The sequence below is a fragment of the Paenibacillus sp. DP01 genome, from assembly GCF_044784315.1.
GTDB classification, from domain to species: domain Bacteria; phylum Bacillota; class Bacilli; order Paenibacillales; family Paenibacillaceae; genus Paenibacillus; species Paenibacillus polymyxa.
Genome location: NZ_CP173059.1, coordinates 4,472,783 through 4,495,149, shown reverse-complemented (window position 1 = coordinate 4,495,149; position 22,367 = coordinate 4,472,783). Strand labels below are relative to the sequence as shown.

The window sequence follows — 22,367 nt, the reverse complement described above, 5'->3', positions numbered from 1 at the left end:
AAAAGTGGACATTGGATATAGTCTTGTCTATCCTTATCGGTAGGTTTAACTTATGTGACGGAGGGCTTGTATGTTTATGAGTGATAGCAGGGCTTTATTTGAAAAAAATATGAAGTTGTATCCAGTTAACCGTATTCGTTCCAATGTTATCATTCTTGTTTTATTGCTGTTAGATCTGTTTTTAACTATTCCCTTAATGGGAAACCCCTACATTGCAGTCTATGTTTATGTGCTGATGCCACCGATTGTTGTGATTAATATTTGGGCTCTTGTACTGGTCATCATGCCAAGCAAATTGCAATTGAATTATGTTTTATTCCGTGGTGTATTTGGTTTGGTATGCTCTATTGGCTTCATGATCATGACACAAAAGTTTGCTTATGGTATGTTGGGTCTGGATACCCCATGGTATTTTATAAGTTCTTTTGCCGCTTATGGAATCGCTTTATACTGCTATATAAAATATCATCTGACGAAATTCAAAGATCCTTCAACTTATAAGAAAGAACCAAAAGTGAAGAAAAAACACAAGCGAGAAGCTGTAGTAACAATGATCACATTTACCGGGGCTGGTTATTTGATAGCCAATCTTTCCCTTGGTTTTGCTACACAACAATTCGTTGCTACAGTATTGATGTGTGTTTATTCCATGCTTGCATTTGTTCTTTTTCATTTTATTATGGAGCTACATCGCTACTATTGGCTGAATAAACTGAAGAATCAGACAACGGATTGAACAGAACACAATGCATAGATTACATCGTATTATCTCTATTAAAGATGTTTGGAATGATAAATAAGCCTGCGAACGCCCATACTATAATAGGTGTTTGCAGGCTTATTAAATTGTAGTTTTATTTAGTCAACATACTTGTTACCGTCAGCATCAATATAGATGGATTGAACTGCTGTGCGGCGGTAAGGATATCCTGCTGCTGTGGTACCGTTAATTTCATACGTTACGGAATAGATGCCCGGCTTGTCCGCTTTAGAAAGCTCAATTTGCCCAGTAGGGTTAACGGTTTTTTGCTGCAACGTCAGACCTTTGGACGCTGTAGTGATTCCTTGTTGCGGATCACCATAGTATTGAACTTGGTAAGTGACTTGTGTGACGCTGGCCGGGGAATCCTGGGACTTCAGGTTTAGCCTTGGACCCACTGCATTTAGATTGTATTTAAGCTCAGGGACTTGAACGGCATGATAGCGTGCAATCAGGAGATACGCACCATGATCAGGAATAACGGCGTTCAACTTATAGATGCCTGGTTGGGGATTGGTAACTACTGCACTATGATGCCAGGCACCAGCAAAGATTTCTTCATCACGACCTGCTTTCACTTGAAGCAATTCGCTAGTACCGTCAGGTTTGGTCAGCTCAAGCTGGCTTACACGTTTATCACTGATCCAGTCCAGATCAATGGATTGGACACCATTTTCAACCGTAAGGGTTTCGGAGGCTTTTCCATTATAATCGCCGCCTCGAATAAAATATGAATTATCGATCTCGTTATAGGTGGATTGTACAGCAGAAGCAGTCAGGGAAGATGCTGCTGAAAATGCCTCAGTTTCCTGATTCAATGCTGGAGTGTTCGCTTGGAGGTAAGGTAGGATCAGGGAGAAGACGTAAGAACCGGTACGAACCTTGGCATGATCCCAGGAACCGACTTTAACTACACGTCCGCCGGGAAGTTTAGCATTGTCGACTGTGACCACTCCATCATTTTTGCCGAAGGATGAGAGATAAAGTCCACCCAGTATGTAGGAAGCAGTGCCACCAGACCAGTTATCACCAGCAAACGTGAAGAACGGAATTGTAGTCGCGTTGCTGAGTGCATCGGTTTTAGTTCGGAAATACTTCATATAAGATGTTTGTAAAGTAGAGGTGCCGGGATTTTGTGAGCCGACGATATCTGCCAGCCATCCGGCCCAGCTGCTGTAGGCGAGATCTGCAAGTTGTGAGCCATGATGGGGACTGCTGAGGGTGATGACACGTTGTACATAAGGAGCTGCTTCGTTATACACGAGAGCGGTTTGAGTATCCACTCCACCTTTGCTGTGGGCGATGATGATGAGTTTTTTTCCAAAATGATTACTAATGACTTTGATTTTGTCGGCTAGCAGCTTGCCATTGTCCCACATATCCTGGGATGCGCCATTCGCATCGTACAGATTAATGCTGGCCGTCTGGTATCCAGCGTCACGGGCTTTCTGAAGCATATCGTTATTATTCTTGGTCCACACTTCGGCGCTACTGTTCAAACCATGTACAAACAATAATGCAGGCTTGGCAGGATCAACGCGATTAGGTGCTGGGCCTTCTGTCCAGCTTCCGGCGGGAGCTTTCGGTGCTTCAGGTGTAGTGGAGCCTGCAAAAGCACCGGCGGGGATAAGAGTGACGGATAACAAAAAAATGAGCATCAAAACGGTGAGCTTCTTCAAACTGTAAATCCTCCTTTTTGTAAAATTAAGTATTTCAAACTTATTATACATGCCATCTTGTGGTAAATCATCAATTGTATTTCATATTTACATTAAAATTTTATTTTTTTAGTCATTTTTTAGTCAGGATATCCCTAAGATTGATGGCGCATGCTAATCTCGTCACACATTTTATATGTATGGAGGATGAGTTCATGCCAGGAACTAAGAAGGTCATCAGTTTGACGATTTCTGCTGCTTTACTTGCCAGCATGGCTGCTTTGACAGGATGTGGGACTGCAAATCATAACGTCCGTACGAACGCTACCCGCTATAATGCGCAAAGCACGCCTAATATGGATGGTGTGAATCGTTATGGTTTAGACGGTGTAAACCGTATGGACGGTGTAAATCGTTATGGGGTAAAATCCAATGGTATGGACGGAATGTCACTGAATGAAAATGGCAACAGAACCGGACACCCAATCCGTAATCTGCAAGTCGATCGCAATTTGTCCAAACGTATATCCGAGATGCCGGATGTAAAGTCTGCGACAGTGCTGGTCGGTGAACGACATGCCTATGTAGCCGTTTCCTTGAAAGACCAAGCCAACGGAACGGGTGTCAATGCTCCAAGCATTGACGGTACTCCAAGTGCTAATAGTATTGGGGGTAACGGAAATGTACCGAGTGTGAATGGCGTGAATGGCACTAGAGGGAACCGTACTACAGGTACTACAACGCCTGGAATGACAGATAATGGAGTTACCGGGATTGGAACACCTGCACGTCGTGACGACGGTTTGTACGGAACAATGGGTACAGGCTCGTATGGTATGTTGCGTGGCTTGACGAACAACAACAATCGCACAGATAACGGCAACAACACCATCGAGGGAGCAAGAACTGCATATGAACCAAGTGATGCAGTCAAGAGTCGTATTGCTAACAAGATTAAGCAATTTGCTCCTTCCATTGAACAGGTGCATGTATCGGCTAACCCGGACTTTGTTAAACAAACCTCTGACTTTACACACAGTGTACAAAATGGTCATCCGATCAGAGGCTTGAGCAATGAAATGGTGGATGTGATTGAACGTGTATTCCCGACTTCGGCGGCAGATACAAACCGTCCAATGCAAAATACACCAACACGTCCACAAAATAATACGCCCGCACCAATGAATCATCGCTAATTCAAACCCTTAAATGTGAATATCCAAAGAAGAGCTATCCCATCTCGGCAATTACGCTGATGGAATAGCTCTTTCTTTTGCGGGGATTATATAACTATAACGATTTGCGAACTCCTTTAATCCATATCCCTTGCAGATTTAAGTCAGCATCCAGCAACAAGACATCTGCTTGTTTACCTGCTTCAAGTGAACCTGTCCGATCAGCTATGTTCAGGGATCGAGCTGGATTCAGGCTGGCCATTTGTGATGCCTCGGGAATACTCAAGCCTACATGTTGAACGAGATAGCGGAAGCCCTCAATCATCGTTAGGGTGCTTCCTGCCAAAGTGACGCCATCCTCCAATCGTGCGACACCGTCCTGTACAATCACTGGCAAATCGCCGAGTGTATAATGACCGTCTTCCAGTCCAGTAGCAGACATGGCATCGGTGATGAGGATGAGATTATGGTCCTGCTTTAATTTGGCAAGCAGGGAAATGGCGGCAGGATGCACATGAATGCCATCTGCGATGATCTCTGCTTCAATGCGCGGATCAGCGAGTACAGCTCCCGTAGCTCCCGGCTTGCGGTGATGCAGCGGAGTCATGGCATTAAAGGTGTGGACTGCATGGTTCAGGCCCGCCGATGCTGCCTGTTCAATCTCCTCATACGTAGCATTCGTATGACCGAGCGCCGCGGTGATGCCGTGGCTACGCAACCATGTGATGAGCTCAAGGGCGCCTTTTCGTTCAGGCGCAAGTGTGACCTGGCGAACAAGGCCCGGATAGCACTGCTCCCATTCTGCCACCCAAGCGAGGTTCGGAGGCACGATATGTTCCGGGTTTTGTGCTCCTGCCCAGTTCGGACTAATGAACGGTCCTTCCAGATGCACCCCCTCCAACTGAGCATGGGGCATGGGAAGTGCCATGTATGTGTGAACTTCTCTTAATACCTGATCAATTCGTTCCTTGGGCGCGGTCATCGTGGTAGCCAGCATAGCCGTCGTTCCTTGCGAACTGTGAAAGGAGGTGATGACATCCAGCACCCTCGAATCTGAGTCCATAAAGTCCTCACCGTTGCCGCCGTGAACATGAATATCGATAAAGCCTGGTAGCAGGTAACCCCCTTCCAGACGAACAATATTCGCCGCTTGTGTGGCACCTTCTTCCGGATTGCCCAAGACCACTGAGGTCCAATCCACGGGCAAATCCTCCTCAGAACCAATGTATACGATGGATTGCCCCTCAATGATGACAACTCCGTTGTCGATGATGTCATTCCCAACGACGACTTGACCATACAATAGCTGCGGTATGTTACCGTTCAGTTCATCTGACTTCATTTGAACCATCCTCCTGCTTCCTGATCCAATAAAATAAGCACATCGGGGTGACATTGCAGCAGGGAAGCCGGACACTCCGTTGTGACGGGGCCAGTTAAAGCCTGCCTTATAATGTCGGCCTTCTCTGCGCCAAAGGCCACCAGCATAATTTGCTTCGCCTTCAGAATGGTGCCAACTCCCATCGTCACTGCTTGTCTGGGGACTGCATCTATATCACCAAAAAATCGGGCGTTCGCTGAGCGCGTTCTTTCTTTCAAATCTACAACATGTGTGGCTCCGGTCAAGCTGTGACCGGGTTCGTTAAAGCCGATATGACCGTTATGACCAATGCCAAGCAATTGGAGATCTACAGGTCCATGATCCAAAATGGCCTGCTCGTGTGCTGCACATTCTGCTGTGAGATCTAGTGCATCCCCGTTAGGGACGCGTGTATGAGATATGGGAATGTCGATATGCTGAAACAAGTGCTCATTCATAAAGCTGCGATAGCTCTGCGGATGTTCTGGGGCAAGGCCAACGTATTCATCAAGATTGACGGAATAGGCGTGTGCAAAGCTCACCTGTCCCTTGCGGTACATATCTGCAAGATGTCGGTAAATGCCTATCGGCGTACTACCGGTGGCCAAGCCCAGCATAGCTTGTGGTTTGGACAGCAGCAAGCTGGCGATCACAGCGGCAGCAGTAGCGTTCAGGTCCTCACGGCTGTTCAAAATGCGAATGTTCATCTTTAGTGACCCCCTGGTTGTTTTTTGAGCTTACTCACTTGTTGATATGAACCTTCCAATCTCGGAATATATTTGTCAAAATTAGCGCTCACCATACCTGTAAACAGGATATCTATAATATGAAGCTGGGCGATGCGGGAGGCCATGTCTCCACGTCGCATTCCTTCCTCCAACGAAGAGGAAAATAGCGCAATATCCGCAAGGCTTGCCAGCGTATTGTTTCCGAAGGAGGTCAGGGATAATGTTTTAGCACCTTGTTCCTTTGCACAGCGGAGAGCCGCAATCGTCTCCTGGGTTTCTCCTGAATAAGAGACGGCAAAGGCTACATCCTCCGCTCCGAGCGAGGAGGCAGAGGTGATCTGCATGTGAGAATCCGCGAAGGCAGTGCTATTCTTGCCAATACGGATCAGCTTCTGGTAAAAATCCTGAGCCACAATCGAGGATGTCGCCATCCCATAGAGATCAATACGGCTTGTGGCTGACAGCCATGCAATGGCCTGCTCCAGCTTGTCGAAATCCAGCAGCCGGGTCGTGTCCGCGATGGAGGCAGTATGGTTTGCCTGAATAGCTTGCACGATGCGGGAAAGTGAATTTCCAGCCACAATGTCCTGGTAGGATTCTTCACCTGTAAGGTTGGAATGGGACAACTCGGCGGCCAGCTTCATTTTGAAATCGGGATACCCTTTAAAATGGAGTGATTTACAAAACCGTGTAACGGTTGCGGCACTCACACCACAACGCTCTGACAGTTCCCGAATACCCAGGTGCAGCACATTCTCCGGGGCTTGCAGGATAGATTCCGCCAGCTTACGCTCTTGTACGGGCAACTGCTCCAGTCGATGGGATAATGTATGAAGAATGGGGGACATGGGCTGTGCTCCTTTAGCTATATAATGCTTTTATGAAAAAAAGTATCGTTTAATTCAATAAAATAAAGAAAAATATTTTCGTGTATATTGTAAAATAATTACGCTCTTCATACAAGAGGAGAGAGGCTGATCGCTTTCAAGTGTAGCTTCTATAAAATGAATAATGAATGCAGAAAAATTTGTAGAAGTAATCATACATTAATTTACATCTTGCGACTTTTACTTACAAAACAACCTATTGACTTGTCTCTTCAATGGAGGAGTATAATTGAATATAGTTCCAAGCAAGGAAATTTTCTAGGAGCTTTTTAGACGGCATCGTTGGACGGAAGAGTAGTATCTCATTCACAAGGAGGAGTTTGCTATGCAAAGCCAAGTGATTGAAATGATCAGCGCGGTCAAGGAAGATCCTGAATTGGTCGCTAAGCTGGATGGACATTCGGACATTATTCATGATGCAGGACTAGATTCGTTGCAATTGGTTCATTTCATGCTGCAAGTGGAGGATGCATTTGATGTGGAGATTGATTTTGATTCCTTTGAGTTGGAACATCTCCGTTCAGTAGATGCGTTTTGCAGTTACATTCAAGAAATGAGCGATGCGGAGCAAGTGCCGCACCCGGAAGGTATGGAGACAGTCTGAACGTAGGGTAGACTTTGCCTGAAAATCCATTAAACGAGGTGTTAGCATGCAGCCCAAAAGCAATGTGCTGATTGATGAGAAGGCTTTCAAGCTCATCAAGCGTAACCTGAAAAACGCTTCCGTGTCTTATCGTAACGCAACACAGGACCCTGCTTTCAAAACGGACATGCCCCAGACGATCGGTATTAAGCTGACCAACCGTTGCAACTTAAGATGCACGCACTGCTTTGAATGGAACGAGGAAGGCTATCATCACCAGATGGATAAAGAAGAACAGAATATGGATCTTGCCCCGGACATGCTCCGGCAGATTTTGAGCGAAACGAAGGAGGTTAAGTCCCGACTGTACATGTGGGGTGGTGAACCGATGTTTCACCGGCGCTTTGATGAAATTTTGGACGTGCTGGCGGAAGATCGGCGTGAAATGACCTTTTGTACAAATGGACTACTCATTGATAAATATTTGGACCGGATTTTGGACTTGTCTGAAAATCTGGAATTGTTAATAGCGATTGAAGGTTTTGAAAGAGAACACGATTTAATACGCGGTAAAGGCACCTTTCAAAAAACAATGCGGCAGATGGATAAGCTGATTGAACTTCGCGATCAGGGATTGTACAAGGGACGGGTAACTGTCCATGCGGTCATTAACGATAACATGATCGGACGGATGTACGAATTTCTGCAAATGTTGGAGGACAAGAGGCTGGATCTGGTGCTGCTGACGTTCCCCTGGTACATTTCCAAAGAAACCTCCTTTAAAATGGATGAATATTTTACACGTAATTTCTCCTGGCTCCGACAACTTGAAGAAAAAAATATTAGTAGCTGGCATGCTTTCAAATATAAAATCAACCCGGCTAACATTGACCCTCTGATGCAGGAATTACAGCGGATCAATGAGCGGGTATGGAACATTCGCGTGCGCTATCAGCCCGGCTTGGATTATGAGGAAATTGATAAATTTATACATGGCGAGGAAATGGTCAGCCGTTGTTCCAATCATTGCTTGGCGCTCACCTCCAGAACAGATATTTTACCAGACGGAAAGGTTATGCCTTGCAAATTTTTCAGTGAGTTCACAATTGGAAGTTTGCGTGAGCACAGTCTGAAGGAAATATGGAACTCGGATGCGTATGAAAAAACCCGTCAAAAGATTAACCATGAAGGATTGACGCCGGTGTGCTCCAAATGCAGTGTACTGTATCTGCACGGGGCAGGCTCTCTGAAATACATTTAGTTTCCTATGGATCTCCTATGGATATTGTTCGCTACTAGATGGAAGAGAGAGGGATGATGACAAGACGTGACGACTAAAACGATTAACCTTGTGGAAGCACTTGCTCATGAACGGGATCATGGGGTCCTGATTTGGCTGTTTAATATCGGCGCAGAGCAAGTGTGGCATCCATCCCCCCGGAAGGGGGGCATGGTAGACCGGGATGAACAGCAGGTTGTAAACCGGATGGAGGAAATGAATCTCCTGCTATGCCGAAGTCAGGATGTCATTGTACTCCGTGAACAGCCGGATGAGGCATTTCTGGACATGCTTCAGCGGTTAGGCTTCAGCCTGCCGCGTATTGAGGTACCAGAGCCCTCTGATCCGCTAACGCCGATTTCAGAGCTGGTACTGGCGGATGACGCGCTTTTGGCACGATTACGCGCGGTTGCGGATGCAGGCCATAGCAGCGGTGGTACCAAAGCATGGCTCGTACCCTATGCGGTCACACCGCAGGAGGAAGCGATTGCGGAGCGTTGCGGGCTGGAGCTGATCGGCGCTCCATCTGCGGTGTGCGCCCAGGTGAATGATAAAATATTTAGCCGTCTGACCGCACAAAAGCTTGGTTTTGCTGTCAGTGAAGGCGCTGTGTGTGCAGATGAAGCGGCAATTCGCAGAGAATGTGAGAGATTGGCTGGCTTATCGGACGAGCCCGTGAAGCTGATTATTAAGCAGCCGCACGGTGCCTCGGGACAAGGCATGTATATGCTGGACGAGCTGTCCAAGCTGGATACACTGCTGAGTGTGATGAGACGCTTCGGCGGCTCGTCATCGTCTTCTGGCGGCTGGCTGGTGGAGCGCTGGCACAATAAGCAAATGGATCTGAACTACCAGCTCTGCATTGACGAGGGCGGTGGGGTGACGATGTTTTCACTAAAAAGGCAAAACGTAGACGGCACAGTCTATATCGGGTCCCAGGTTCCCGCTGATATTGGCGAAACGCTGGAGGAAGAAGTGAGACGATGCGCTTATCAGTTGGGAACGTATCTCTATTCCATCGGGTATACGGGAATGGCCTCCATTGACGGTTTTGTTGACGAAGATGGTTTGCTGGTTCCAGTGATCGAGATTAACGGCAGATTTACCCTGTCTACTTACATCTCGTTCCTGTCCTCTGTCTTGGGAGAACAGCATAAGACCTTGTCCCGTTATTATCGCAACGTGACCACTACACCTCTCACCTACAGCCGTTTGTGCGGGTTGCTGGCGGAGGAAGGCCTGCTATATACACCCGAGCGACCTGAAGGGGTGTTTGTTTATACGGCGGGCACTTTGTCTGGTATTCCTGTGAAGCGGGGCTATGTGAACCGGATTTTTACACTTATTTTGGCAGACAGCTGGCAGGAAGCTGATGCTTATGCGCACAAATTGGAAGGTATCATTGCTGGATTAGGATGCTCATAAATTAGGAGGGAATCGAGAATGAAAACAGACGTATACCATGTAGTACCTTTACTGGAAAAGGTTTTGAAGCTGGCTCCCGGCGAGCTGGAACAGCTCACTCCGGATCAGGATCTGCGAACCTTGGGGCTGAATTCCTTATCTGCTGTTGAATTAATTGTTGAATTAGAAAATGAGCTTGATATTACGATGGAGGACGACGATTTGGTGCTGGAGCATCTGTCTACATTGCAAGGCATTGAGCGTCTGCTGGGCAAATATGCATAAGGGCGCTGAACAGACAAGACCTAGGCTGCAATCCGATATGGGAACTCGTCATGATTCCATAGTTGACCATAGTGCAGAAGAAATCGCAAACGCTCTCCCAGGGAAACATTGTGTATATTCTTCCCTGCGTACTTCATTGCGGAGGTATGGGGTGAACATGGCGGAAGCTGAGCTGTTCATGCTGTGTGGGAGTATGTGCGCAGAGTATGGTGGAGATTTGAAGCGCTTCGGACCGGAGAAATATCCGGAGCAGCTTCAAGAAATGGCCGCCAGTGGCGGACCGGTTATTCGGGTAGAACCGTGGATCGAAGGAGTCAGCAATGAAACCGACCTGTTGCAGGTGCTCACATCCGGCTATGGTACGATGCTGCATACGTCCAGCACCGCTTTAACCTATCACGACGTATATGTGAAAAATTACCCAAGGGGCCATGTGATTGAGTTGTGCGGATTGGACTTGCAAGAACGGACGGCACAGGTGAATGATAGCTTCCTGCTCGATTCCTCGGGACATGCGATGACTTATGTGGGCTCAGCCCGGCTCGACGACCTCATGCAGGGCATTATTGAGTATGCATGGCTAGTGGAGCAGCCTGTCCCGCTTTCGCCAAGGGAGCTGCATGCTGCGTGTGCTTACCATATTCGTCAGTATGTGACGGGTGAGAAAGTTGCAACAGATCAGCAGGTCAAGCGGGGAGATGCAGGTTACCGGTCATTTGTCGATGACTTCCATCTGTTAGAAGACATGGAGGATCAGGAGTTTCGGACGTACTGTCATGAAATCTATTACAATCTGCGATTAGGCAGCGCTCTTCATTTGACAGATTATACAGCTGATTATTGCCGGCTGCATCAAGATACGCTTGGGCCGCAAACCCAGCATGTCATTGAATTGGCGCAGGCACTTCACAGGGATTGGCACAAGCTTAATCTGCATATTTACAAAACAGGACTCCAACTGCGCAAGCATCGGATGCCTGAGATTACAGAGCGGGCTCTGCAATTGATTGAAAGACAGCGCCATATGCTGGAGGAATTGATGATTTTAGCTGAGCAAGCAGCCGAGTAGTCTAAGCATTCGGCTATATCAGGCATGTTCATCCAGGTATCACGCACAGAGGAAAGAGGAGGGGAATTCATTGCCGTCCATTACATTAAACCAATTGTCGAAAACGTTTACGTACTACAAAAAGGAGCCGGGCGTGCGCAAATCGTTACAAAATTTGTTTAAGCGTGAACAGCTGACCAAAAAGGCTGTGCAGGATGTTAGCTTTAGCATTGAGGAAGGTGAGATTGTCGGATTTCTTGGCCCAAACGGGGCGGGCAAAACAACGACGCTCAAAATGCTGTCCGGCATTCTCCATCCCACAGACGGGGAGGCATCGGTACTCGGCTTTACCCCGTGGAAGCGCCAAAAGGAGTTTAAACGTCAGTTTTCCATCGTAATGGGACAGAAAAACCAGCTCTGGTGGGATTTGCCTGCAAGCGAGTCGTTCGAGCTGAACAAGCTTATCTACGAAATCGATGATAACCGTTATAAAGAGGCGCTGGATGAGCTGGTCACTCTGCTTGGGGTGGAGGAGCAGCTTCATGTGCAGGTGCGGCGACTATCGCTCGGCGAGCGTATGAAAATGGAACTAATCGCCGCGCTGCTGCATCGCCCACGAGTCATTTTACTGGATGAGCCGACCATCGGATTGGACCTTGTTTCTCAGCGGCGGATTCGGGAGTTTTTCAAAGCTTATAATCGTACACACCGGACGACCATTTTGCTGACAAGCCACTACATGAAGGACATTGAGGATTTATGCACTAGGTCCATCATTATCAGTGGGGGCAGATTGGTGTATGACGGAGACTTGCACAAGGTGAATGAGGTCATGGGTGCTCGTAAACTGCTCAAGGTTCGACTGGAGACTCCTGTATCCAACCTGACGTTGGCGGGGCTCGGCAAGCTTCGCTCCAACTCGGAGCTGGAGGCGGTATTTGAGCTGGACGCAGAAGATACGTTGACTTGGTCCAAAAAGATTTTGGATGCACTGCCTGTCGTTGATTTTACGATTGAGGACGTCCCGCTGGAAGAGGGGATAGCCAATTTGTATGATGGGGGCAGGCTGGCCGATGCGAAATAACAAATATGTGAAGGTGCTCCAGCTTGGTATGCAAAACGAAATGGAGTATCGAGCCAATTATTGGCTACAAATGGCGGGATTTATGCTACCGATCATGACACAAATTTTTCTCTGGCTTGCGGTATTCGGTTCTTCAGGACAAGCAAGAGTGGTGGACTATTCTCTGCCGGAAATGCTGGTGTATGTGGTTATGGCGGGAGTAACTGGAAAACTGATTGCTACAGGCTTTGAATACGAAATTGCTACAGATATCAAGGAAGGTGGACTGGCAAAATTCATGGTACAGCCTGTACATTATTTTGCCTACCGTTTTTGCCGGTTTATTGGAGGCAAAGTCATACAGTCCGCAGTTGTGCTGCTGGCGGCTGCTATTTTGCTGTTATGCCTTAGCCTGGAAGGACAAATTAGCTTCGAGCTATCGTACATCCTGCTTTACATATTGGCGTTGCCGGGAGCACTTGTGCTTAATTTTGTGGTCTATTATGCGCTGAGTGGCATAGCTTTTTGGATGACAGAATCGGCGGGACTTTTTTATACGGTGTCGCTTGTCATTTATGTAGCTAGCGGTACTGTGTTTCCGCTGACGATTTTTGGAGATGCGTTGGCCCGTTTGTTCAGTCTGCTGCCGTTCAGCTATACCGTATTTTTTCCGGTGAATGCGTTGACGGGCAAGCTGACTGTGCTGGAAGCCGCTGAAGGCATTGGCGTGCAATGGATCTGGATTGCAGTGCTGGCGGCCGTATCGCGCTGGGTGTGGCAAGCCGGAGTCAAACGCTTTGTCTCGGTGGGAGGTTAACATGAAAAATGTTTTTCGAAACGTTGGACGTTACCTCAGACTGTACTGGAAATTTGTCCAGTTTTCCGTCATGTCGCAAATGGAATACCGCACTAATTTTATAAGTGCATGCCTGGTTGAAACCGCTTATTTATTTATCAAGCTGCTATACGCATCGCTTCCATATCGCGCTGGGACGGACATTAACGGCTGGTCTCCCGATGCCATGCTCTTATATATCGGCGTGTTTACGATGATGAGCGGATTTTATAGTGGATTATTTTACAGTAATTTTACAAGCCTGCCTGACAAAATTCGGACTGGCTCACTGGACGTGCTCATGACCAAACCAGTATCGCTGCAATTTATGGTGACACTGCGTCAATTTGAACTGGGCTATACTGTGCCGAATGTCGTGGGCGGTGGAATCATGACAGGCATTGGCTGGTATCATCTGGGGTTGCCATTTGATGTGGAAACCGTGGGAGGATTTGCTGTGCTGCTCGGATGTGGAGTGCTTACGGCATACTCCGTGTTTTTGCTGCCCCAATTGCTGGCCTTCTGGATTATCCGCACGAACGGTGTTACAGAGCTATCCAACAGCATTTTCGAGACAAACTATGTGCCGATGGCCGTGTACAGTAACCTGATTCAGCGTATTGGCTTATTTGTGCTTCCGGTGTTTGTCATCTGTAATTTTCCGCCCATGTTCATTCTCGGCAAAATGGAACCCGGTTTGATGCTATGGGCATTTCTCGCACCTCTCTGGCTGCTGGCGATTATCCGCTTGATATGGCAGTTTGCTCTACGTGATTATACGAGCGCGAGCCAGTAGGGCTACCGTGTAGTAGGTTCATAATGAAGCAGGAAAGGAAGCGAATCATATGAATGCGATACCGAACCAGCGTCATTTATATATGGGCACGTTCGAAGCGGAGGCTTACTGGCGAGATACCGAGCTAGCTTCCCTACCCGCCCTGCCTGACCGGGCTTCTTCGGCCATAGTAGCAGCTATGGATGAATTGCTGTTTAGCTTTTGCCAGCCGGGAGACGCCTTATTGACACGTTATGCCATTTCACCTGTGCACCGTCAGTATATCGCGCAGCTAGGCTTTCATCCGGCTGTAAACGAACGGGATTTGACTGACGGAATGGAACAGGCGGGCAATGTGTCGGCCGCATCTGTTTTTGAGCTACTGAGCAGTCGCAAGATGGATGCCGATGAAGGTTTTCCTCAGCTGGAGGGCTGTGTGCTTAGTCCATTTGCGGGGTTGCCGCATGTGGAGGAGGCCGCACGTGCTTGGGGAATTACATTGCATCAGCCACCGCTGGAAACCATTCGCAAGGTAAATGCCAAAACCTATTCCTCTGAGCTAAAACGCAATCTAGGTCTGCGCAATCCAGGCCATATTGTGACTTCGTTTGCGGATGTCGCTGAAGCAGGACGTAAACTGCTGCGGGATGGAAGCTTTTTAATCAAGGATGATTTTGGCGTATCGGGCAAAGGCAATCTACACATTACCTCGACACAAATGCTGGACCGGGTCGTAGCATATTTACGTGGACAGGAGCGCAAAGGCAAACGGGTGCTGTTCCTGCTGGAGCCTTTCCTGGAGAAAGAGCAGGATTTTTCATGCCAATTCACGATTAGCGATGATGGACGTGTAGACATTATATCTGTGCAATGGCTGGCTAATACTCAATTCGCCTATCGGGAATCCCTATCGCCGGACAGGACTTTTATGGAGCGCCTGGAGCGGGACGGCTATTTTAGCTTGATGCAGGACGTGGGACAGCAATTGTATCGGGATGGATATTATGGCGATGTTTGTATTGACTCCATGACACTTCGCGGCGGGAAGCTGGAGCCCATTATCGAAATTAATGCCAGAAAGTCGATGAGTTTGATCAAGCATCAGCTCGATACCTATCTGGCCGGGAAAAATATGCATGGCACGCTGACGAATTATTCACTGTCTCATGATGGCAGTCTATCCTATGAGGAATTGCTGGAAGGGCTGAAAGATGAAGGATTGCTATTCACAGGTGAGCGTGAGGAAGGTGTCATGCCTCTGGGAGCCAATACGTTATATGTAAACACAGGTGGACGAGACGGTGAAAACAAGACTGTAGGTCATACAACCACGCCAAGCAGAAACACAACCGGGCGCGGAGGCAGGTCATCTGCCAAGCAGGTTCGCGTAAGTGGGATTGGAGCCAGCGATGGCGGACCAGAAGGGAACGGCATGAGTCAGCCTGATTTGAATGGTAAACAAGAAGCTGACGGAAATGAACGGGCACGAGGCAAAGGCCGGCTTTATTTGGAACTGGTTGCTGCGAGCGATGAGGAAAAAATACGATTGACTACCAAGCTGGAGCGTTTTTTGGCAGAGCGACATTTTACAGTGCTGAATTAAACGGGAGGCGTATAAGCATGCGTAAGAGTACGGAGAAGCTTATGAAGGTAACGATTTTGTGTTCCGGTTTCGGATTGGGCTTTTATACCCCTGGCTTGCTGCTGCAAGCAGGTCTTCGCAAGCTGGGCATGGATACGGCGATCCATGTATTTGAAAATGTACTGCCAGAATCGGCCCGTCTCAAGGTCGACAAAAGTCGGAAAGCTTATCATGACAATTTTGCAGTGGCCTTAATGTCGCAAAAGGTTCCGCAGGATATGCGTCATTCACTGGACCCCGCAGCGATGGAAGTACTGCTGAACCAATGGATAGAAGAGGATCGGCGGTATTTTATATGCTTATCCGGTCATTGGATGTATGTACTGGAGGAGTATCGCAGGCGCAGAGAGCCGGAGTCGGTGTATGTGGACATCGTGTATATGGATTCGACACCTTCTCCTTCTTGGAAAAATCTAGCCAAGCATCATCCGCATTTTGCTGATGGCTGTGGAGAAACGACCCTGTTTGAAAATGATAAAAATAGAGTCAGCCACTATATTGACATCCCAGCAGTGGAGCATATCCCTTTTGAAGCACGGCAATCCCGCTTATTCGTACATGGCGGCGGTTGGGGGATGGGCACCTACCGTGAGAAGGTTGGACGGTTGGCAGAAGCGGGCTGGGAACTGGATCTGCTGCTGTATGATCAGGATCAGCCAGATGAACAGCGGGACAGTATACGCTATTTTCGGATGGACCCGCAATGGAGAACATGGCAACGAAATGAAGCCGGGGAGCATACATTTCCACCTTTCGGAGAGGTGAAAATGGGTGAGGAAACGGTGTATCAGGTCGGACCGGATTACCATTGCATGCTGGACCGAGCATGTCATGCCCAGGCCATTGTCAGCAAGCCCGGTGGCGGCAGCCTGACCGATTCGTTCGCTACAGCTACTCCGTTGATTATGCTGGAGCCGTTTGGTGTGCATGAGAAGCATAATGCGGATCTATGGGAACGTCTGGGGTTAGGCATGCGCTACGAGACGTGGATTGGAACCTATGGCGCCAGTGCTCAGATTCTGGAGGAAATGCATCGGAGGATCGTAGAGCTGCGCAGTCGGACGCCGCGTTATATAGAGTCCTATGTGAAGAGCATTCAAGTGCCATCAGGAATGGAGCAGGGATCATGAACGCGGCCGCGGCTGCGCAAGAATCTGCGATGCCAGATATTCGCTTTGGGATCATTGGCTGTTCTGCCATTGCCCCTCGTGCGTTGCTGGAACCGATCCGACATGTTGCAGGAGCACGCGTGACCGCGCTTGCGAACCGTACGGTTGCCAAGGCGGAAGAAATGGCAGAGCGTTATGGAGTCAATGTCGTTTATCAACATGCTGAGGATATGTTAAAAGACCCAGACATCGACGCTGTATATATTGCGCTCAGCAACGATTTACATGCTGAGTGGATTGGCAGAGCCTTACAAGCTCATAAGCACGTGCTGGTGGAAAAACCGTTATGCCTGAATACGGCTGATCTGGCTCCTTTGGCAGCTATCGTCGACCAGTGCAACGCTTATCTGCTGGAGGGAGTCATGGTGCAGCATCATCCCTGGCAACGTGAGCTGCGCAGAATCGTAGAATCGGGTCGCTATGGTCGCTTATGCTCCATAGAGACGAGTCTATGCATTCCGGCAAAAGAAGGGCATGCGGACAATTACCGATCCCGACCGGAGCAAGGCGGGGGCTGCTTTTGGGATCTGGGTGTGTACTGGCTCCAATTGCTTCAGGCCGTCGTTGGATTGGAGCAGGCGGAATTCCACAGTCAATCGGATTTCGATGGCCCCCATGGCTGTGACTGGACATTTCGTGCACAAGCCCGTTACCCAAGCGGACTAGAGGCATCTGCCCTCTTCTCATTTGAGCGACCTTATCGCTGTGCTCATGTACTGACCTTTGATTCGGCAGTAGTCACCTTAAAGGATTGCTTTCGGGCGAATTTAGGCTTTTATAAAATGACACTCAAGACGGAAATAAAGAAGGATATCGCGGTGAATATAACAGATACGGCAGCACAGTCCTTGTTATCACAGACATCCTCGCATAGCAAAACGGTTTTTGAGCCCATGAACTATTATGTCAATCAGTTGGATGCCTTCTGCAGCATCATCCGGGGTGAAACGGAGCCCATTCCATTTCATGAGGCTGCTGAACGCGTCAGACTGCTGGCAGCTATTCATCAAGCAGCACGCTCAGGCGAGGCGATCTATGCCATATGAGTATGATTGTGGTTTTCAATCGGTGAAATTCGAGTAATACCAAATACAGAGTATCCAAGCAAAGAAAGGAGGGATTCGGCAGATGGATCAAAAGGATCAAGTCTTACTGGAGCGATTCGGCGAGCATCCGACACCCTTTTATTATTATGATGGGGACGCGCTGCATGCTCACGTCAGCTCGTTGCTGGCCCGGTTACATCCGGCCGTGCGTGTACATTACGCGCTCAAGGCTAATGGTAACGTAGCCTTGGCTGGGTTGCTGCGCTCGTTAGGTTGCGGTGTGGAAATTGCCTCGGCTGGAGAAATGTTCGTCGCCATGGAGGCCGGGTATGCTGCGGAGGATGTGCTGTACGCTGGGCCGGGGAAAACGGTAGCCGAGCTGCGCGAGGCGATAGCCTGTGGGATCGGCTGCATCCATGTTGAATCGGTGAGAGAGCTACGTCTACTGGAGGACATTGCTGCCCAAACAGGCGTGTTTGTCAGAGCTGCGGTTCGAATTAATCCCGATAATGACCTGTCGGGAGCAACGATTAAAATGGGCGGTGTTCCGCGCCCTTTTGGAGTCGATGAAGGGCAGCTGGATCACTTTTTTAAGGTGCTGGAAGATTGCCCGCACGTATATTTTCAAGGTATTCAAGTGTATACAGGTACGCAAATGCTGAAAGCGGATCAGATTTTAGCTTCATTTGCGAATACCTTGCAGTTGGCAGAACGGGTGCAGGCTCAGTATGGTGTGGCGATGCATACGGTCAATTTGGGCGGTGGGTTTGGTGTACCTTATTTTGCTCATGAACAGCCGCTCGATATGGATCACGTCATTGACGGACTCAATGCACTCGCGGAACAGACTCGATCCAGTATGCCCGGGGTTAGGCTGATCATTGAAAGCGGCAGGTATTTGGTCGCTCAATCAGGCATGTATGTCTGCCGGGCGTTGTATACCAAGGAATCCAAGGGAGAGAAGTTTGTCGTGGCTGATGGCGGCATGAATCACTACGTCTCAGCTACCTTTCGGGGACGCCGCTTAAGGGACAATTACCCGGTGCGAATTATGCGCAGACAAGTGGGAGAAGAGGTTTCCACGGCGCTGGAGACGGTAAGCATTGTCGGTCCGCTTTGTACACCCGAGGATTGTATTGTGAAAAAAGCAGAGCTGCCCCCGATTCGCGAAGGCGATTATATTGCTTTTCCGAACGCAGGAGCCTATGGATTAAGCTACAGCCCATTATATTTTTTGGGACATGCTACTCCGGCGGAACTGCTCGATTATCGCGGGGAAGTGCATGTCATTCGTGAACACGGTGATCGCACGGACCTGCTGCACCATCAGCGTATGATTGCGTTGCCTGAGGATGTGATGTAAGTATGTAAAAACGCCAAAATCATAGGAGCCGATATCCATCGGACCTGTGATTTGGCGTTTTTTACATTTTCAGCATTGTAGTATTGACTTAACGTGCTTTGGAGCTGCGTATTTCCTGACGGACAAGCTGCCATACCATAAAGATCAGCACAAGGGCTTGTGGGACAAATGTTTCCCAAGTTGGATACATTCCCAACCAGCTAATAGAAGGAAGCGAGGACGCAGTGTGTCCCGGCAGCTTGCCTGCCACCTGAAGGGAATGAATACTTTCGCCCAGAAATCGGAATACGAGATAGTAGATCAGTATAGTGGCGGTCAGGAAAAAGGCGCGAATTGGCAACCTTACACTGAACTTGATGATCGCTAAAGCAAGGACGACCAGTATAACCGTTGCTGAGCCAATACCAATCAGCAATTGCGAGGTTTTAATGGCCGGAGCCATACCGATATAAAAAATAGCTGTCTCGGCTCCTTCACGTAGAATCGCGAGCGCAGAAACCGCAAAGAGTGACCATAGGCTGCCCCGTGCCAGCGCATTGCCCACGCTGTTTTCCACAAAGCGGTTCCACGCAGCAGCATTGGATTTGCTATGCAGCCAGTTACCGACCGTTAGCATCAGCACAACAGCCACCAGCCCGGTGACACCTTCCAACAGCTCACGCATGCTGCCCGATGCAGCAGCTGCCACCAGCGAGGTGAACAGCACCGCCAGTATTCCGCTTAGCACCAGTCCTGTACCAGCTCCTGCCCATATCCATCGTCCAGCCACGGCTTCGCCGCTTTTCTTGACATACGCGAGCAGAGCTGCGAGCACGAGAATGGCCTCCAGACCCTCGCGCAGCAAAATCAGTGCGGCGTCCCATGCAGTATAAGAACGTTCCTCGGTCAACGGACGGAGCCTGTCCAGCATCTGATCAAGAGTCTGCAAGGCTTTATCCGTATTCGGTGGGGAAGACAGCAGATATCCAGAAGTCTCGGTCATTTGATTTTCAATCGCAGTGTAAGACGCCGGATCGGAAATTTGTACATGTCCTTCGACAGAAGGCCATATAGCGATAAACTGACCTACCTTGTCTGCGGCCTGCTCTGGCTGATTAGCTACAACATCTTGGCGTGCGGATTCGAGCAGGGTGACTGCATCGCCGAGGGAAGCTGTTGAACCATTCGCTGCTCCGGCAGCGGCATTGCCTGCATCTGCCCCTTGATCTGTGTTCACAAGTTTGCCCTGACTATAATCAGACAGCAGCGTCGTTAACTCCTGCATTTCCTTGAGAGCCTGTGCTTGACGTATGGGCTCTGCTTGCATAGAGATGCGAATGAGGCTGATTTTCGTTTCAAGTGAACTGTATACCGAAAAATGATCCAGACGAATCGGTGTCTCTACCTGATACCAGGCTTTAACGATTCGGTCGTAATCCACCCGCGCAGCAGCCCAATCGCCTTTTTGCATGGCAGCCAGACTGCCCTTCGCCATAGGAAGCAGTTTTTCCGCTGCTTTAGCTCCGGCGGGAGCCGGTTGATCTCCTTCGGCAGCAGTCACAAACTCATTGACCGAGCGCGCCAGCACGGATAACGCAGCTTTCGCTGAATCCCCGCCGCCACGGGCAAGCGCCTCTTCCGCATCGGTCAGAGCTTGATCTACAGCCGCGATGTGAGCTGAATCCCCGCCATTTGCTTTGGCGGCTTCCCATAAACCACGGAATTCCTTTAGGTCCTTGGAGGCTTCCGTCCATTGGTCTTGTCCCGCCTCCACCAGTGCTCCGCCGACCACTGGCATCAGCTGATCATTAGATTCAGCTTTAGCATTTGATTGTGCGAAAGCAGCGGACCTGGAGCCGGATATGAAGGGAGTTACTGTCAGCAGCAGAGCCGCCACCAGCACAAACACCCACCCCAAGCTTTTATTGCGCCGATTCATATAAATCCCCTTCCTTGCCTGCTGCTAAAATAACGTATCCCCGATGTAGCCGCCTTGCGACACACCTGGGAAGCAGGCGAACACCGCGCTGCCTTTGTGTACAATGTATTCGTTCAGCTTGTCATTACGTGCAAGCTTCTCCTGAATGTGAACGAACTGCTTGAACAGATCACGCTGGTAGCTGATGAACAGCAGTCCGGCATCGAGCTGTCCTGTTTGTTTGTCTAATCCGCTTGAATAGGAATAAGATCTCCGCAAAATATTAATGCTCCCGTTCCCATGAGCCAATGCCACATGAGAGGTAGGGGGCGTAAGCGGCTTGCCTTCAGGGCTTGTAGCCGCCAGATCCAGCTTGTCAAACTCTTTGCTTTTGCCCAGTGGGGCACCGCTGCTGCGATGGCGTCCAAAGGTATCCTCCTGGTCACCTAATGTTGAACGATCCCACACCTCTACTCGCATACGAATACGGCGTACAGCCATATAGCTGCCGTCGCCCATCCATGCTGGTCCGTCATTGGTCTGTGTCCACACCAGCCGATTCATCTCGTCTGCCTTGGACGTGTCCGGGTTTCCCGTGCCATCTTTGAAGCCGAGCAAATTGCGCGGTGTGCTGCCCGCAGGATCAGCTTGTGCCGTCCGCTGGAAACCTTCCTGCGTCCAACGGAGTACCGCCGTTCCTCTGGCGATACGCGCCAAATTACGCAGGGCATGGAAAGCTACCTGCAAGTCATTGGCACATACCTGCACTCCGATATCACCGCCGCACCATTGCTCATCCAGGGCGTCTCCCTGAAAACGAGGCAACTCACGGAACCCGGCAGGCTTGAGCCCTGCCAGGCCATACCGTCCATCAAAAAAGGAGGGGCCCACCCCAAAAGTGATCGTCGTCCGGGACGGAGATAATCCCGCTGCCTCGCCCGTATCGGAAGGAGGGAGGTTGATATTTTCATTATCGGTGCCAAGCAGCACACCAGAAGTCATTGTAGCACTTGCTTCCGTCCAGGCCTTGAAGAGATTCCGCACCTGTTCCTTGTCGGGGGTTGTTAGATCGAAAGCGGCGAAACAGATAAAATCTTGTGCCGGAGTTACAATTCCCGCCTGATGTTTGCCGTAAAAAGGAACTACATCTTTGGTATCTGCCTCCGTCAACATGCTTTCGAGGCGTTGACTGGCTGACAGCACAGCGCCCACGCCACCGCCGCCAAGCAGTAGACCTAATCCGCCTACCCCGGCCAGCTTCAATAGATCACGGCGTGATACGGATTTACCTTTTCCTGATCGCTCATCATCCGCTGGCTGAGCATCCTTTTCTGTCAGATCAGACTGTTCATTACGGGATTCCGCATACTGCGACTTTTCTTGTCCTTTTTGCCGCTTAAAGCCTTTCAT

Annotated in this window: 20 protein-coding genes; 14 read left to right on the top strand and 6 right to left on the bottom strand. The window is 49.2% G+C overall.

All coding sequences use genetic code 11. The features are described 5' to 3' along the window. Positions 1-70: 70 nt before the first annotated feature. On the top strand, positions 71-736 hold the full coding sequence (locus ACH59B_RS19695; RefSeq protein ID WP_016818489.1) for a hypothetical protein: 666 nt from the start codon (positions 71-73) through the stop codon (positions 734-736). 122 nt (positions 737-858) lie between these two features. Here the strand turns inward: ACH59B_RS19695 and ACH59B_RS19690 are convergent, their stop codons facing one another. Continuing rightward, positions 859-2,439 (bottom strand): triacylglycerol lipase, encoded by a 1,581-nt coding sequence (locus ACH59B_RS19690; protein WP_025365710.1) that lies wholly within the window; start codon positions 2,437-2,439, stop codon positions 859-861. Between the two features lie 194 nt (positions 2,440-2,633). Between ACH59B_RS19690 and ACH59B_RS19685 the strand changes: the two genes are divergently transcribed. Next, positions 2,634-3,614 carry a YhcN/YlaJ family sporulation lipoprotein gene (locus ACH59B_RS19685; RefSeq protein ID WP_123797591.1) on the top strand — a complete coding sequence of 327 codons (981 nt, stop codon included), beginning with the start codon at positions 2,634-2,636 and terminating at the stop codon, positions 3,612-3,614. A 94-nt stretch (positions 3,615-3,708) separates the two neighbouring features. Here ACH59B_RS19685 and nagA read toward each other — a convergent pair whose 3' ends face one another. From nagA to ACH59B_RS19670, 3 genes are read right to left on the bottom strand one after another with little or no spacing between them, the layout of a single operon-like run. Continuing rightward, complete coding sequence (gene nagA, locus ACH59B_RS19680) at positions 3,709-4,935, bottom strand: N-acetylglucosamine-6-phosphate deacetylase (RefSeq protein WP_123797590.1); 1,227 nt, start codon at positions 4,933-4,935, stop codon at positions 3,709-3,711. Continuing rightward, on the bottom strand, positions 4,932-5,660 hold the full coding sequence (gene nagB / locus ACH59B_RS19675; RefSeq protein WP_123797589.1) for a glucosamine-6-phosphate deaminase: 729 nt from the start codon (positions 5,658-5,660) through the stop codon (positions 4,932-4,934). The genes nagA and nagB overlap by 4 nt, the downstream gene beginning before the upstream one ends. Positions 5,661-5,662: 2 nt before the next feature. Further along, positions 5,663-6,529, bottom strand: coding sequence for a MurR/RpiR family transcriptional regulator (locus ACH59B_RS19670; protein ID WP_123797588.1), 867 nt, complete (start codon positions 6,527-6,529; stop codon positions 5,663-5,665). Positions 6,530-6,893: 364 nt separating this feature from the next. Between ACH59B_RS19670 and ACH59B_RS19665 the strand changes: the two genes are divergently transcribed. The 12 genes from ACH59B_RS19665 to ACH59B_RS19610 all read left to right on the top strand — a co-directional run bounded on the left by ACH59B_RS19665 (position 6,894) and on the right by ACH59B_RS19610 (position 19,060). Then, positions 6,894-7,172, top strand: coding sequence for an acyl carrier protein (locus ACH59B_RS19665; protein WP_016818495.1), 279 nt, complete (start codon positions 6,894-6,896; stop codon positions 7,170-7,172). A gap of 46 nt (positions 7,173-7,218) precedes the next feature. Further along, positions 7,219-8,412 (top strand): radical SAM/SPASM domain-containing protein, encoded by a 1,194-nt coding sequence (locus ACH59B_RS19660; protein WP_016818496.1) that lies wholly within the window; start codon positions 7,219-7,221, stop codon positions 8,410-8,412. Positions 8,413-8,478: 66 nt separating this feature from the next. Then, positions 8,479-9,855 (top strand): peptide ligase PGM1-related protein, encoded by a 1,377-nt coding sequence (locus tag ACH59B_RS19655; RefSeq protein ID WP_016818497.1) that lies wholly within the window; start codon positions 8,479-8,481, stop codon positions 9,853-9,855. 18 nt (positions 9,856-9,873) lie between these two features. Further along, positions 9,874-10,119: an acyl carrier protein gene (locus ACH59B_RS19650; protein ID WP_016818498.1), complete on the top strand. Its 246-nt coding sequence runs from the start codon at positions 9,874-9,876 to the stop codon at positions 10,117-10,119. Beyond that, positions 10,112-11,188 carry a BtrH N-terminal domain-containing protein gene (locus ACH59B_RS19645; RefSeq protein WP_167440939.1) on the top strand — a complete coding sequence of 359 codons (1,077 nt, stop codon included), beginning with the start codon at positions 10,112-10,114 and terminating at the stop codon, positions 11,186-11,188. Before ACH59B_RS19650 ends, ACH59B_RS19645 begins: the two co-directional genes overlap by 8 nt. A gap of 70 nt (positions 11,189-11,258) precedes the next feature. Beyond that, positions 11,259-12,251 (top strand): ATP-binding cassette domain-containing protein, encoded by a 993-nt coding sequence (locus tag ACH59B_RS19640; protein ID WP_016818500.1) that lies wholly within the window; start codon positions 11,259-11,261, stop codon positions 12,249-12,251. Further along, a complete protein-coding gene (locus ACH59B_RS19635) occupies positions 12,241-13,047 on the top strand; it encodes an ABC-2 family transporter protein (protein ID WP_016818501.1) in 807 nt (268 codons plus the stop codon). The genes ACH59B_RS19640 and ACH59B_RS19635 overlap by 11 nt, the downstream gene beginning before the upstream one ends. Before the next feature lies 1 nt (position 13,048). Next, on the top strand, positions 13,049-13,861 hold the full coding sequence (locus ACH59B_RS19630; RefSeq protein WP_017427353.1) for an ABC transporter permease: 813 nt from the start codon (positions 13,049-13,051) through the stop codon (positions 13,859-13,861). Between the two features lie 49 nt (positions 13,862-13,910). Beyond that, positions 13,911-15,443 (top strand): hypothetical protein, encoded by a 1,533-nt coding sequence (locus ACH59B_RS19625; RefSeq protein ID WP_242211278.1) that lies wholly within the window; start codon positions 13,911-13,913, stop codon positions 15,441-15,443. A 17-nt stretch (positions 15,444-15,460) separates the two neighbouring features. Continuing rightward, positions 15,461-16,612: a hypothetical protein gene (locus ACH59B_RS19620; protein WP_016818504.1), complete on the top strand. Its 1,152-nt coding sequence runs from the start codon at positions 15,461-15,463 to the stop codon at positions 16,610-16,612. Next, the gene (locus ACH59B_RS19615; RefSeq protein WP_126666254.1) at positions 16,609-17,697 is read left to right on the top strand and encodes a Gfo/Idh/MocA family protein; all 1,089 of its coding nucleotides are present in this window, start codon (positions 16,609-16,611) and stop codon (positions 17,695-17,697) included. Before ACH59B_RS19620 ends, ACH59B_RS19615 begins: the two co-directional genes overlap by 4 nt. An 82-nt stretch (positions 17,698-17,779) precedes the next feature. After that, complete coding sequence (locus ACH59B_RS19610) at positions 17,780-19,060, top strand: type III PLP-dependent enzyme (protein WP_016818506.1); 1,281 nt, start codon at positions 17,780-17,782, stop codon at positions 19,058-19,060. Positions 19,061-19,148: 88 nt separating this feature from the next. Here ACH59B_RS19610 and ACH59B_RS19605 read toward each other — a convergent pair whose 3' ends face one another. Then, on the bottom strand, positions 19,149-20,978 hold the full coding sequence (locus tag ACH59B_RS19605; protein WP_404302444.1) for an FTR1 family protein: 1,830 nt from the start codon (positions 20,976-20,978) through the stop codon (positions 19,149-19,151). Between the two features lie 24 nt (positions 20,979-21,002). Further along, a complete protein-coding gene (gene efeB, locus ACH59B_RS19600; RefSeq protein WP_019688461.1) occupies positions 21,003-22,367 on the bottom strand; it encodes an iron uptake transporter deferrochelatase/peroxidase subunit in 1,365 nt (454 codons plus the stop codon).

Coding starts and splice junctions, on each gene's coding strand:
- ACH59B_RS19635 (WP_016818501.1), top strand. CDS start 12,241: ATGCGAAATAACAAATATGTGAAGGTGCTCCAGCTTGGTATGCAAAAC.
- ACH59B_RS19685 (WP_123797591.1), top strand. CDS start 2,634: ATGCCAGGAACTAAGAAGGTCATCAGTTTGACGATTTCTGCTGCTTTA.
- ACH59B_RS19645 (WP_167440939.1), top strand. CDS start 10,112: ATGCATAAGGGCGCTGAACAGACAAGACCTAGGCTGCAATCCGATATG.
- ACH59B_RS19630 (WP_017427353.1), top strand. CDS start 13,049: ATGAAAAATGTTTTTCGAAACGTTGGACGTTACCTCAGACTGTACTGG.
- ACH59B_RS19605 (WP_404302444.1), bottom strand. CDS start 20,978: ATGAATCGGCGCAATAAAAGCTTGGGGTGGGTGTTTGTGCTGGTGGCG.
- ACH59B_RS19670 (WP_123797588.1), bottom strand. CDS start 6,529: ATGTCCCCCATTCTTCATACATTATCCCATCGACTGGAGCAGTTGCCC.
- nagB (WP_123797589.1), bottom strand. CDS start 5,660: ATGAACATTCGCATTTTGAACAGCCGTGAGGACCTGAACGCTACTGCT.
- ACH59B_RS19660 (WP_016818496.1), top strand. CDS start 7,219: ATGCAGCCCAAAAGCAATGTGCTGATTGATGAGAAGGCTTTCAAGCTC.
- ACH59B_RS19665 (WP_016818495.1), top strand. CDS start 6,894: ATGCAAAGCCAAGTGATTGAAATGATCAGCGCGGTCAAGGAAGATCCT.
- ACH59B_RS19620 (WP_016818504.1), top strand. CDS start 15,461: ATGCGTAAGAGTACGGAGAAGCTTATGAAGGTAACGATTTTGTGTTCC.
- ACH59B_RS19695 (WP_016818489.1), top strand. CDS start 71: ATGTTTATGAGTGATAGCAGGGCTTTATTTGAAAAAAATATGAAGTTG.
- ACH59B_RS19615 (WP_126666254.1), top strand. CDS start 16,609: ATGAACGCGGCCGCGGCTGCGCAAGAATCTGCGATGCCAGATATTCGC.
- ACH59B_RS19625 (WP_242211278.1), top strand. CDS start 13,911: ATGAATGCGATACCGAACCAGCGTCATTTATATATGGGCACGTTCGAA.
- efeB (WP_019688461.1), bottom strand. CDS start 22,367: ATGAAAGGCTTTAAGCGGCAAAAAGGACAAGAAAAGTCGCAGTATGCG.
- ACH59B_RS19650 (WP_016818498.1), top strand. CDS start 9,874: ATGAAAACAGACGTATACCATGTAGTACCTTTACTGGAAAAGGTTTTG.
- nagA (WP_123797590.1), bottom strand. CDS start 4,935: ATGAAGTCAGATGAACTGAACGGTAACATACCGCAGCTATTGTATGGT.
- ACH59B_RS19610 (WP_016818506.1), top strand. CDS start 17,780: ATGGATCAAAAGGATCAAGTCTTACTGGAGCGATTCGGCGAGCATCCG.